At 60.9% G+C, this 12,245-nt stretch carries 13 protein-coding genes; 5 read left to right on the top strand and 8 right to left on the bottom strand.

Annotation, left to right across the window (positions count from 1 at the left end; translation table 11 throughout):
- Positions 1 to 25: 25 nt before the first annotated feature.
- A complete protein-coding gene (locus CAG46_RS04470) occupies positions 26 to 721 on the bottom strand; it encodes an RHS repeat-associated core domain-containing protein (protein WP_085614505.1) in 696 nt (231 codons plus the stop codon).
- Positions 722 to 888: 167 nt separating this feature from the next.
- Positions 889 to 1,581 carry an RHS repeat-associated core domain-containing protein gene (locus CAG46_RS29280; protein ID WP_371917535.1) on the bottom strand — a complete coding sequence of 231 codons (693 nt, stop codon included), beginning with the start codon at positions 1,579 to 1,581 and terminating at the stop codon, positions 889 to 891.
- A 175-nt stretch (positions 1,582 to 1,756) separates the two neighbouring features.
- On the opposite strand from CAG46_RS29280, the gene CAG46_RS04460 reads away from it, so the two are divergent.
- Entirely contained in the window at positions 1,757 to 2,578 is an 822-nt protein-coding gene (locus CAG46_RS04460) for an ion transporter (RefSeq protein WP_085614507.1), read from the top strand.
- 216 nt (positions 2,579 to 2,794) lie between these two features.
- A complete protein-coding gene (locus CAG46_RS04455; protein ID WP_015271174.1) occupies positions 2,795 to 3,796 on the top strand; it encodes a sulfate ABC transporter substrate-binding protein in 1,002 nt (333 codons plus the stop codon).
- 124 nt (positions 3,797 to 3,920) lie between these two features.
- On the opposite strand, the gene CAG46_RS04450 is transcribed toward CAG46_RS04455, so the two are convergent.
- A complete protein-coding gene (locus tag CAG46_RS04450) occupies positions 3,921 to 4,847 on the bottom strand; it encodes a class I SAM-dependent methyltransferase (protein WP_085593517.1) in 927 nt (308 codons plus the stop codon).
- A 145-nt stretch (positions 4,848 to 4,992) separates the two neighbouring features.
- On the bottom strand, positions 4,993 to 5,889 hold the full coding sequence (locus CAG46_RS04445; RefSeq protein WP_024087447.1) for a DMT family transporter: 897 nt from the start codon (positions 5,887 to 5,889) through the stop codon (positions 4,993 to 4,995).
- A gap of 134 nt (positions 5,890 to 6,023) precedes the next feature.
- Between CAG46_RS04445 and CAG46_RS04440 the strand changes: the two genes are divergently transcribed.
- The 3 genes from CAG46_RS04440 to CAG46_RS04430 all read left to right on the top strand — a co-directional run bounded on the left by CAG46_RS04440 (position 6,024) and on the right by CAG46_RS04430 (position 9,297).
- Positions 6,024 to 6,461, top strand: coding sequence for an Lrp/AsnC family transcriptional regulator (locus CAG46_RS04440; RefSeq protein ID WP_075047026.1), 438 nt, complete (start codon positions 6,024 to 6,026; stop codon positions 6,459 to 6,461).
- 558 nt (positions 6,462 to 7,019) lie between these two features.
- Positions 7,020 to 8,552 carry an NCS1 family nucleobase:cation symporter-1 gene (locus tag CAG46_RS04435; protein WP_085614508.1) on the top strand — a complete coding sequence of 511 codons (1,533 nt, stop codon included), beginning with the start codon at positions 7,020 to 7,022 and terminating at the stop codon, positions 8,550 to 8,552.
- Positions 8,553 to 8,568: 16 nt separating this feature from the next.
- A complete protein-coding gene (locus CAG46_RS04430; protein WP_085614509.1) occupies positions 8,569 to 9,297 on the top strand; it encodes an aspartate/glutamate racemase family protein in 729 nt (242 codons plus the stop codon).
- Between the two features lie 204 nt (positions 9,298 to 9,501).
- On the opposite strand, the gene CAG46_RS04420 is transcribed toward CAG46_RS04430, so the two are convergent.
- The 4 genes from CAG46_RS04420 to CAG46_RS04405 all read right to left on the bottom strand — a co-directional run bounded on the left by CAG46_RS04420 (position 9,502) and on the right by CAG46_RS04405 (position 12,232).
- Positions 9,502 to 10,164 (bottom strand): histidine phosphatase family protein, encoded by a 663-nt coding sequence (locus CAG46_RS04420; protein WP_075045897.1) that lies wholly within the window; start codon positions 10,162 to 10,164, stop codon positions 9,502 to 9,504.
- Between the two features lie 239 nt (positions 10,165 to 10,403).
- A complete protein-coding gene (locus tag CAG46_RS04415) occupies positions 10,404 to 10,742 on the bottom strand; it encodes an FKBP-type peptidyl-prolyl cis-trans isomerase (protein WP_085614511.1) in 339 nt (112 codons plus the stop codon).
- A 112-nt stretch (positions 10,743 to 10,854) separates the two neighbouring features.
- Positions 10,855 to 11,262: a GFA family protein gene (locus CAG46_RS04410; RefSeq protein ID WP_085614512.1), complete on the bottom strand. Its 408-nt coding sequence runs from the start codon at positions 11,260 to 11,262 to the stop codon at positions 10,855 to 10,857.
- Between the two features lie 181 nt (positions 11,263 to 11,443).
- Positions 11,444 to 12,232, bottom strand: a complete 789-nt coding sequence (locus CAG46_RS04405; RefSeq protein ID WP_085614513.1) for a PhzF family phenazine biosynthesis protein — start codon at positions 12,230 to 12,232, stop codon at positions 11,444 to 11,446.
- Between the last annotated feature and the right edge of the window lie 13 nt (positions 12,233 to 12,245).

Genomic DNA, 12,245 nt, shown 5'->3' with positions numbered 1-12,245 from the left:
TGTTTGGCTCTCCGGACACTGATTCTTACGACTGCCGGATTGAAGTTGGGTTTACCGGACGATCAAGCTTTGGCGGAAGCGGAGGTGGAGGTAAAGGTGGACTGGTCGTTGAGTAACGCAAAGGTTGCATAGGCTTGGGAAGATGCATTTGCTCTTTCAGCGCTCTGACCTGCGCTTCAAGGTCCGCCGCCTTTTTTTCTAACTCCGAGTTCCTCGATTTTAGGAGCGCACTCTCAATTTGAGCCTTTTTCAATTCCCTATGGGTGTCACCCAAACCAAGAATTGGGGTCACTGTTAATCGCCCGTCTGATGCCTTGTCTATCAAATAACCTTTTGTACCCATACCAAAGTGATAAGAGGTTTCAGATGGGTTGCTCTTAAAATACCTCTTAACCGAACGTTTGAACTTCAGCGGTATTTTCCTGAGCTCAAACTGAGCCGTGAGCCCAGTGCCGGCCCGACCTGATGGGTCAGAACGGTTAATCGGATCGCCCTCGCAGTAGCAATAGGCATTGACCCCGCCCTTTCCAAAGGGGCTTAACGCATCCTCGCTGCAAAAGCGCATAAGCCTCGGGCTATAAAAACGATGCCCATTACCCAGTGCATAGGCGAGCAATAACCTGTCTATCAATTCGCCATTGAACCCCAGCGCGGCACCTGACATTGCCCGCAAATACCCATAAGCGGTGTACGAAGCTGTCTGCATCACCATTTCTGCCATAGCCGTTCGCTCAGTTTTGTATCCGCGTACTCAATTTTGCTATGACCTGAACGCTGCAGGTAACTAGCACTTTTACCAGTTCACTCGTTGCACCCTTCAACAAAGGCTCTCTAGGCTTACTGCTTCACCCTCGGAAAATGCACTGGTGTGACACTGTTTATACTCTGCTAAGCCTCAGAAGAATCACCCGGGTGGAGACTCGAGCCAGATCTTAAATTGAGCACTGCAGGGGCTGGTTGAGAAATTACCGGAAGGATCGCAGGTGTTTCGACAACTCTCGCTGAACTCACATGGTCCATTTTCGATGAAAAACCTCTGTCAGGCCGTATCAGGGGAACTTCCTGGAGACTCACTACAATGCCATGTTTCTGGTATCGAGCAGCTTCCGACAATAAATCGAAACCTATTTTAGACTCATATGTAAAGCTTCCATTCTTCACATTCACCTCAATGTAAGATGAACCTACCTTTGCCGTAAACCTATACGACCCCTCCTGCTCTGCAATTGCCTGCATCGGCTCGCGTAAATATCTTTTGGCTCTCTTCCGATGCGCCAAGTCTATATTGTTCTTTTTCATGAACTTACCGAATCCGGTTTTCACGATCGTTTTCCCTGAAGGGTCAATATGGTTCACAGGATCACCACCGCAATACATGTAGGCATTCACGCCGCCTCTGCCAAACGGACTCAACGCATCCGGACATAGAAACCGCATCAACGCAGGGAGATAAAAGCGATGTCCATTGCCCAACGCATAGCCCTGCGTGACACCATCGCGCAACTCACCGTTGAACCCCACCCCGGCAGTCACCATTGCCGGCAAATGCCCATAGGCTGTGTACGACAGCACCTGTTGCATCAATCCCCGCTGCTTAGCTGCTTTCCTCATGATCGCGCCCGCACCAATGTTCGTACGCCGCCATTTTGCGACCTGCGCATACGTCTAGAAAACTGGCACTTTTACCAGTTCCCCCTGTTGCAGGGCCAAGCATTGACCTTCTAGGCTTGCTGCTTACGCACTCGGAACACAAGCCATGCAAACCTCGCAATCCGTACGCGAACGCCTCTACATCATGGTCTTCCAGACCGATACCGTGGCTGGAAGACGCTTCGACAAGATCCTCCTGCTGATCATCCTGGCCAGCCTGGTTACCGTCATCCTCGACAGCATCGACGAAGTGCACCAGGGTTACGCCGGCCTGCTGGCGGGTGTCGAGTGGGGCTTTACCGCGATCTTCCTGGCCGAGTACCTCACCCGCCTGTACTGCTCGCCAAAGCCTTTGCGCTATGCCTTCAGCTTTTATGGCCTGGTCGATCTGCTGGCGATCGTGCCGGGGATCATCGCGCTGTACTACAGCGACGCCCAGTACCTGCTGATCATCCGCGTGATACGGATGCTGCGGATCTTCCGTGTGCTCAAGCTCAGCCCGTACCTCAAGCAGGCCCATTACCTGATGGAGGCGCTGCGCGGCAGCAAGCAGAAGATCATCGTGTTCCTGGTGACGGTATCGACCCTGGTGACGGTGTTCGGCACCTTGATGTATGTGATCGAAGGGCCTGAGCATGGCTTTACCAGCATTCCCAAGGGTATCTACTGGGCCATCGTTACCCTGACGACGGTGGGCTTCGGCGACATCGTGCCGAAGACCCCGCTGGGGCAGGTGCTGTCGTCGCTGGTGATGATTACCGGTTATTCGATCATCGCCGTACCGACCGGGATCTTTACCGCCGAGCTGGCCAATGCCATGCGCGGGGAGCAGCTGCAGCATGATTGCCCGACCTGCAGCAAGAAGAGCCATGAGCATGGCGCGGCGTTCTGTTCGCGGTGCGGGAATGTGCTGTTTCCCAAGCAATGATTCCGCCTGTTCCGGCCCTTTCGCGGGTAAACCCGCTCCCACAGGATCACCACATACCCGAACCGTGCGCGGTCCCTGTGGGAGCGGGTTTACCCGCGAAAGGGCCAGAACAGGCAGAAGCATAACCAAAGTGTTTTTTGTTCTTTAACCCCCACAAACCCACCCGCTATAGTCGCAGGCAAACTGCCAACACCTTCTCGATAACAAGGAAGCAACGTGAAAAAACTCTTCACCGCCTCGCTGCTCGCCGCAGGCCTTGCCCTGGGCAATTTCGCCCAGGCCGCCCCCACCCTGCTCAACGTTTCCTACGACGTGATGCGGGACTTCTACAAGGACTACAACCCGGCCTTCCAGAAGCACTGGGAAGCCGAGCACAACGAGAAGGTCAACGTGCAGATGTCCTTCGGCGGCTCGAGCAAGCAGGCGCGAGCGGTGATCGATGGCCTGCCGGCCGATGTCATCACCATGAACATGGCCACCGACATCAACGCCCTGGCCGACAACGGCAAGCTGGTGCCGGACAACTGGGTAACCCGCCTGCCAAACAACAGCGCGCCGTTCACCTCGGCCACTGTGTTCATCGTGCGCAAGGGTAACCCCAAGGCGCTGAAAGACTGGCCCGACCTGCTCAAGGATGGCGTACAGGTGATCGTGCCCAACCCCAAGACCTCGGGTAACGGCCGCTACACCTACCTGTCGGCCTGGGGCTATGTGCTAAAGCAAGGCGGTGATGAAAACAAGGCCAAGGACTTTGTCGGCAAGCTGTTCAAGCAGGCGCCGGTATTGGACACCGGTGGCCGTGCCGCCACCACCACCTTCATGACCAACCAGATCGGTGACGTGCTGGTGACCTTCGAGAACGAAGCCGAAATGATCGCCCGCGAGTTCGGCCGCGACCAGTTCGAAGTGGTCTACCCGAGCGTGTCGGCCGAAGCCGAGCCGCCGGTCAGCGTGGTCGACAAGGTGGTGGCGAAGAAAGGCACCCAGGCCGCGGCCGAGGAATACCTGAAGTACCTGTGGTCGCCAGCCGCTCAGGAAATCGCCGCACAGAACTACCTGCGCCCGCGTGATGCGACGGTACTGGCCAAGTACACCGACCGCTTCCCGAAAGTGGACTTCCTGTCGGTAGAGAAGACCTTCGGTGACTGGCGCACCGTGCAGAAGACCCACTTCAATGATGGTGGGGTGTTTGACCAGATCTACACCAACAATCAGTAATTGATGTAAGCCTTACCGGCCTCTTCGCGGCTAAAGCCGCTCCCACAGGAACCCCACAGCCCTCAGGTTTTGCACTGTACTTGTGGGAGCGGGTTTACCCGCGAAGAGGCCAGCAAGGGCAACATCAGACCTGACGGAATACCAGGGCCTTCAAGCCCCCCGCCGGGTCCACGTCAGGAAACTCCGGCGGGTTCTCCAGCCGCTCGACGAATGCCAGCGACGGCGCCTGCTCCGCCATCCCCTCGATCAGGAACTCCGGCCCGATGCCCGGGTCGTTCACGCACGCCAGCACCGTCCCGCCCTCGCTCAACAACTCCGGCAAGCGCCGCAGGATCTTCGCGTAATCCTGGGTCAGCACAAAGCTGCCGCGCTGGAAGGTCGGCGGGTCGATGATGATCAGGTCATAAGGCCCGTACTTGCGCACCTTGCCCCAGGACTTGAACAGCTCGTGCCCCAGGTACGCCACGCGCGACGCATCGTGGCCATTGAGGCGGTGGTTGTCGCGGCCCCGGGACAACGCCGACTTGGCCATGTCCAGGTTCACCACCTGCTCGGCGCCACCGGCAATCGCCGCCACCGAGAATCCGCAGGTGTAGGCGAACAGGTTCAGCACGCGCTTGCCCGCCGCCTGCTCGCGCACCCAGCGCCGACCATAGCGCATGTCGAGGAACAGGCCATTGTTCTGCCGCACGCCCAGGTCCAGCAGGTAGGTCAGCCCGTCCTCGACCACCTCGCGCTGCTGGCACGGTTCGCCCAGCAACCACTGGCCCGGGCTGTCGGGCAGGTAGCGATGCTGGAGAAGGATGGCCTGGCCAGCCCACTGCGGGCGCTCGGCGAGAGTACGCAGCATGGCCTCCAGTTCGGCCAGCTGGCCTTGCGCCGGCTCGCGGAACAGAGCGACCGACAGCACGCCTTGCAGCCAGTCGACGGTGACCTGCTCCAGGCCCGCCCAGCAGCGGCCGCGGCCGTGGAACAGGCGGCGGGTTTCCTGCGGGGCAGGGTCGAGGGCGGCGAGCAGGTGTTGCTCCAGAGTCTGGATCGGCGAAGTCATCATGGGTCGCAAGCTGGTAAAAGCGGCATTCTACCTTGCGGGCCCTTTCGCGGGTAAACCCGCTCCCACAGGATCACCACAGGCCCGAACCGTGTGCAGCACCTGTGGGAGCGGGTTTACCCGCGAAAGGGCCCGCAAGACCACCTCATTCCTCTGCCACAACCCGCGCTGGCCTGAACCACCACCCCTGCTGCATCCCCGCCGCCGCCAGCAGGATCAACGCCACCCCCAGCCACTGCAACGGTGCCAGCCGGTGCCCGAACGCCACCCAGTCCACCAGAATCGCCGCAATCGGGTAGATGAACGACAGTGCCCCGGTCAGCGCCGTGGGCAAGCGCTGGATGGCGCTGTACAGCAACACATACATCAAGCCGGTGTGCACCATGCCCAAGGTCACCAGGCTGGCCAGCGCCGGCACTTCACCCGGCAACCCGCCAAGCTTGACCCACGGCGCCAGCAACAGCACACCCGTGGCCACCTGGATCAGCGCGATCAGGTGCGGTGGCGTGCCACTCAGGCGCTTGATGATCAACGCCGCGATGGCATACAGGAAGGCCGCCCCCAGCGCCAGCGCAATGCCCAGCAAATAGTCCTCACCGCCACCCTGCCCTGCGCCATGGGCACTGACGATGGCCAGCATGCCGAGGAACGCCACGCTCAGCCAGGTGACCTTGGCCAGGGTGATCTTCTCGCCCAGGAATACTGCCGCCAGCCCCACCAGCATGAACGGCTGCACGTTGTACACCGCCGTGCCGATGGCAATCGACGCCCGCGAGTAGGAGGCGAACAGCAGCACCCAGTTGCCGACGATGGCCACACCGCTGGCAATCGCCAGCAGGAACGCCGTGCGGCTGATCACGCCCGGCCGCAGGAAGCCGAACCCCGCGCAGATCGCCAGCAAGGTCACGGCACCGAACACGCAGCGCCAGAACACCACCTCGAGCACCGGCTGGCCGGACACCAGCACGAACCAACCGATGGTCCCGGAAATCAGCATGGCAGCGACCATTTCCAGCGAGCCACGACGCAATGAACTGTCCATCTCACACCTCCTGTTGAAGACGGCAACAGTATGCAAAGGTTGCTGGCCGCCCTTCCAGCGGATAACGAAGGAAGATTGGCATGTTTGCCTTTACTATCAAGGCAAATCACGCGAACTACCTGATTGAGGTGACCATGACCGATGCCATCGACCAACTGCTGATCAACGCGCTCATGGAAGACTCGCGCCGCTCGCTCAAGGCCCTGGCGCAAATCAGCGGGCTGTCGGCGCCCAGCGTCAGCGAACGCCTGCGCCGCCTGGAGGAACGCGGCGTGTTGCGCGGTTACACCGTAGAGGTCGACCCGCGCGCCTTTGGCTACCAGCTGCAGGCTATCGTGCGCATCCGCCCGCTACCCGGGCAGCTGCAGGAGGTGGAACGGCAGATCGTCGCCATTCCCGAGTTCACCGAGTGCGACAAGGTTACTGGCGAGGATTGCTTCATCGCTCGGCTGCATGTGCGCTCGATGGAGCAGCTGGATACCCTGCTCGACCGCATCAATGTGCTGGCCGAGACCAACACCGCCATCATCAAGAAAAGCCCGGTGAAGCGGCGGTTGCCGCCGATGGATTGAGTTTTGCCTGTACGCGCCCCTTCGCGGGTAAACCCGCTCCCACAGGATCTCGAAGGGCCTGAATGCTGTGGCGTACTTGTGGGAGCGGGTTCACCCGCGAAGAGGCCGACCCAGGAAAAAGCTGACTAATTTTTGTACACAAGAATGTCACCATAAGTGCCGTTTTTGTGTGCACTTTCCAAGATCACGCCCCAATACGTTACACACTTCCCACAACTTATTCTGACCAAATGATCAACTAAATCATCCTCGAAAAATTTAAACCTGTTCATTTGGTCAACTTATATCCCCTTCATTTCATCAACTTATATTTCAATAAGATAGATTCGAAATGATAGCCAGCTGAAGTTTGCTTTTTCCTTGGCATGGAACTCGCTTTTGTGTGTTCGTGTTTTGTATACAAACCAAGCAAAACATAAATACACAAGAACCCGCGACGCCGACCCAACATCGGCCGCCGCGCCCCAAACCCTGAGATGCCAACGCTGCACCGACGAGATGGCGAGCCCGTGCGCATGCCCGCTCATCGCAGTCCACGTGCATCAGGAGCCCGCCGGAATGAGTACCAGCCTCGACCTTGCCCCTGAACTATCCGTCGCCAGCACCCACCCCGCTTCCCCTCTCGCCGGCAGCCAGCCGGAACTTGCCCTGAGCCCGCGCCTGCATAACCGCGACCTCGCCCCGACGCGCATCGAAGGCCGCCGCTGGGGCGGCTACAGCATCTTCGCGCTGTGGACCAACGATGTGCACAACATCGCCAACTACTCGTTCGCCATGGGCTTGTTCGCCCTCGGCCTGGGTGGCTGGCAGATCCTGCTGTCGCTGGCCATCGGCGCGGCGCTGGTGTACTTCTTCATGAACCTGTCCGGCTACATGGGGCAGAAGACCGGCGTGCCGTTCCCAGTCATCAGCCGCATCGCCTTCGGCATCCACGGCGCGCAGATCCCGGCGCTGATCCGCGCGGTCATCGCCATCGCCTGGTTCGGCATCCAGACCTACCTGGCTTCGGTGGTGCTGCGCGTGCTGCTCACCGCCGTATGGCCGCAAATGGCAGCCTATGACCATGACAGTATCCTCGGCCTGTCGAGCCTGGGCTGGGCATGCTTCGTGTCGATCTGGCTGGTGCAGCTGGTGATCCTGGCCTACGGCATGGAGATGGTGCGCCGCTACGAGGCCTTTGCCGGCCCGGTGATCCTGCTGACCGTCGCCGCCCTGGCAGTGTTCATGTACTTCAAGGCCGACGCCCGCATCGCCTGGTCGGTGGCCGAACCGCTGACCGGCTACGAGATGTGGCGCAACATCTTTGCCGGCGGCGCGCTGTGGCTGGCGATCTACGGCACCCTGGTGCTGAACTTCTGTGACTTCGCCCGCTCCTCGCCATGCCGCAAGACCATCCGCGTCGGCAATTTCTGGGGCCTGCCGGTGAACATCCTGGTGTTCGCCGTGATCACCGTGGTGCTGTGCGGCGCGCAGTTCCAGATCAACGGCCAGATCATCGACAGCCCTACCCAGATCGTCGCCGCCATCCCCAGCACAGCGTTTCTGGTACTGGGCTGCCTGGCCTTCCTGATCGTCACCGTGGCGGTGAACATCATGGCCAACTTCGTCGCCCCGGCCTTCGTCCTCAGCAACCTGGCACCGCGTCACCTGAACTTCCGCCGCGCCGGGCTGATCAGCGCCACCCTGGCAGTGCTGATCCTGCCGTGGAACCTGTACAACAGCCCGCTGGTGATCGTGTATTTCCTGTCCGGCCTGGGTGCCCTGCTCGGCCCGCTGTACGGGGTGATCATGTCCGACTACTGGTTGCTGCGCAAAGGCTGCATCAACGTGCCGCAGCTGTACAGCGAAGACCCGACCGGCGCCTACCACTACACCAAGGGCATCAACCTGCGCGCGGTGGCCGCCTTCGTGCCGGCCGCACTGCTGGCCATCGTCCTGGCCCTGGTGCCCAACTTCCATGGCGTGGCGCCGTTCTCCTGGCTGATCGGTGCCGGCATCGCCGCCGCCCTGTACCTGCTGATCGCCCCACGCAAACGCCAATACCACGACGTCAGCGGCGAATGCATCGCCGTTGACCACAGCAGCCATTGACCAGGGAGGACTACCCATGCGCATTCTGATCGCCAACGTCAACACCACCGAAGCCATCACCGAAGCCATTGCTGAACAGGCCCATACGGTGGCCGCACCCGGCACCGAAATCATCGGCCTCACCCCATGGTTCGGTGCCGAGTCGGTGGAAGGCAACTTCGAAAGTTACCTGGCCGCCATCGCAGTGATGGACCGGGTGCTGGCCTACGAAGGCCCTTACGACGCCGTGATCCAGGCGGGTTACGGCGAACATGGCCGCGAAGGCCTGCAGGAACTGCTGAACGTGCCGGTGGTGGACATCACCGATGCCGCCGCCAGCACGGCGATGTACCTGGGCCATGCCTACTCGGTGGTGACCACCCTGGACCGCACCGTGCCGCTGATCGAGGACCGCCTGAAGCTCTCCGGCCTGTATGACCGCTGCGCATCGGTACGCGCCAGCGGGCTGGCGGTGCTGGAGCTGGAAGCCGACCCACAGCGCGCCGTGGAGGCGATTGTCGAGCAGGCAGAACGCGCCGTGCGCGACGACAAGGCCGAGGTGATCTGCCTGGGTTGCGGCGGCATGGCCGGTTTGGACGAGCAGATCCGCCAGCGCACCGGCGTGCCGGTGGTGGATGGTGTGAGCGCGGCGGTGACCATAGCCGAATCGCTGGTGCGCATGGGCTTGAGTACCTCCAAGGTACGTACCTATGCCACGCCACGGGCGAAGAAAGTGGTGGGTTGGCCGGTGCGGTTCGGGCGTTAGGCATCTTTCGCCTGACCTGGCCTCTTCGCGGGTAAACCCGCTCCCACAGGGACCGCATTGCTCTCAGGGCCTGAGCAGTACTTGTGGGAGCGGGTTTACCCGCGAAGAGGCCGGTCCTGCCGAAGTATCATTCTGGCCAACCGCTGTGTACTCAACTTCATCGTCACTCTGTTCAGGGTTTCCTGGCAGAACAGTACCAGCGGATCAGGTCGGGCAGCTATGCGCACCATCATTCAGGCCCTGACGCACGTTGCGGCTGAGCAGGCTGGCCTTGCCGTCGTGCCAGGTCAGGGTCAGGACGTAGAGGGTGTCGAAGTCGTCGCCGCTCCAGTCCTCGGTGATCACCCGCTCTTCACCGAGGGCCTTGCCAGCCACGGTATTGATCAGGTCAGGGAGGTAGCCATGCGACCAGGCGGTGTACACGGTCGCGTTACGGTACTTGTCGCGCAGCAGCTCTTCGGCCAGTGCGTCGGTGTCGTTGGCGCCGTAGTCGATGTTTACCGGCAGGCCCAGGCGAATGGCGCTGGGGCTGATGGTCATCAGCGGGCGAATGTAGCTGTAGCTTTCGTCCTTGCTGCCTTCCTCGACATGCCGCGAGGGGTTGGCAGCGAACACGTAGTCGGCCTTGCCAAAGCGCTCGGGCAGCACGGTAGCCAGGTCCAGCGCACGGTTGAGGCCCTGGCAGTTCAACTGGCCCAGCCCCTCGCCCGGCTTCTCGGCGTGGCGCAGGAACACAAGGGTCTGGGTGCCATCCACCGGTTGCGCCCGGCTTTCGACAGCTTCCAGCGCCAGCGGTACGGCTATGGCTGTAAGCGTCAGGCTCAGCAACCAGTGACGACGACGGCGGAAGAATGTTGGCAACTTCATCAAGACAGGCCCATGTGGCAGAAAGAATCGGGTAGACCCGCCACATCACCCCGCCAACAGCACCGCGGGGCATCCTTGTAGTGAATGCCGTCCATGGCAACGAGTGAGGGTGAGAGTGCCCTGAACCCGTTTGGTTCCTCCCTGGAGGTGGATGCCGTTCCCTAGGCAAGGCTTAGATTAGAGGATGGGTGTTGCTGAAATGTGTAGGGCGCAAGAACATCGGGTTGCAGTACGGCCACTCAATCATCCCGCGTCAGCACTTCCAGCAATTCGATCTCGAAGGTCAAATCCGAGTTCGGCGGAATCGCCCCCACGCTGCGTTCGCCATAGCCCAGGTGGGCCGGTACCAGCAGCTTGCGCTTGCCGCCAACGCGCATGCCCATCAGGCCTTGATCCCACCCCTTGATTACCCGACCCGTGCCGATCACGCACTGGAACGGCTTGCCGCGCGACCAGGACGAATCGAACTCGCTGCCGTCGGCCAGCCAGCCGGTGTACTGGGTGGTGATCAGGGCGCCTTTGACGGCGGCTTTGCCATCCCCCTCCACAAGGTCGATGATCTGCAGTTCTTGGTTCACGGGGCATACTCCAACGCTGGAAACAAAGCCGCCCTTTTCTCAGGAATGCACCGGTTTGGCAAGTTCGCGTGGCGTTTCGTGCTGGCGCATCGATCACAGCACGCCGCCTGAATCAGCCGAGCTGCTCGAAGGCTTCCTGGCCAGTCAGTTCCTTGGTCTGGTTGGCGAAGCAATACCAGGCGGGTTTCTGTTCGACGAAGATTTGCAAGTCGAAATGCCATTCCTGGTCGCCGTCGAGCAGGCCGACCGGCACGGCGTGGAAGTCATTGGCCTTGAGCCGGTAGTACAGGTGCGTGCCGCACTGGCCGCAGAAGCCGCGCTGGGCCCAATCGGAAGACTCATAGACGCTGGGCGCGCGCCCTTCGATCACCGGTGGCTGGCTGCAATGCACCACCAGCAATGGGCCGCCGGTCCATTTGCGGCACATGCTGCAGTGGCAGGCGCTGATATGGTTGTTGTCGACGGTGACCTTGAGCCGGGTGGCGCCGCACAGGCAGGTGCCTTGTTTTTCCAGGGCCATGGCTGGCTCCTTGAGCAAGGGATGGGCAGACCAGTATAGGTGCTCGATTCCTGTAGGAGCGGCCTTGTGTCGCGATGGGCTGCAAAGCAGCCCCGGGTCTATGCAGTGTTACCGACATCGATGGGCCGCGTTGCGGCCCATCGCGACACAAGGCCGCTCCTACAGGGCATCGCGTAAGCTTCTAGATGAAAATGGTACCGCGCAGGTACAACGCAGCCCGCCCGCTGATGATCACCCGGCCATTACCCGGCACTTCGCACTGCAGCTGCCCTTTGCGCACCCCACCCTGCTCGCAGCTCAGCACGTTCCTACCCAGACGCTCTGCCCATATCGGCGCCAGCGAGGTGTGCGCCGAGCCAGTCACCGGGTCTTCGTTCACGCCGACCCGTGGGCCGAACCAGCGGGTGACGAAATCAAAGCCACGGCCTGCTGCGGTAACGGCGATACCGCGCACATCGAAAGCCGACAGGGCAACGAAATCCGGCTTCAGGGTGTCGAGCAACAGGGCGTCATCGATCACCACCACATAGTCGTCACTGCGGTACAGCGCCTGTGCCTGGCCAAGGCCCAGCGCCTGCAACAGGCCCGGCAGCATGTCCACGGCGACTGGCTGCTTGGCCGGGAAGTCCATGGCCAGCAGCCCGTCAGCATTGCGGCTGACCCGCAGCTCGCCACTGCGGGTGTTGAAACGCAGCACCTGCACCTGCTCGCCCAGCTGTTCGAACAGCACAGAGGCCGAGGCCAGGGTGGCATGGCCGCACAGGTCCACTTCCACGGTCGGGGTGAACCAGCGCAGGTCGAAGGTTTCGCCGTTGCGCACGAAGTAGGCGGTTTCCGACAGGTTGTTCTCTTCGGCAATGCGCTGCAGCACGTCGTCCGGCAGCCAGCTTTGCAGCGGGATCACTGCCGCCGGGTTGCCCCCGAACGGTTCGGCGGAAAACGCATCGACCTGGAAGATTTCAAGTTGCATGCACACACTCCTT

The organism is Pseudomonas sp. B23(2017), assembly GCF_002113725.1.
Classification (GTDB): domain Bacteria; phylum Pseudomonadota; class Gammaproteobacteria; order Pseudomonadales; family Pseudomonadaceae; genus Aquipseudomonas; species Aquipseudomonas putida_Z.
This window is presented reverse-complemented; position numbering and strand designations above follow the sequence as displayed.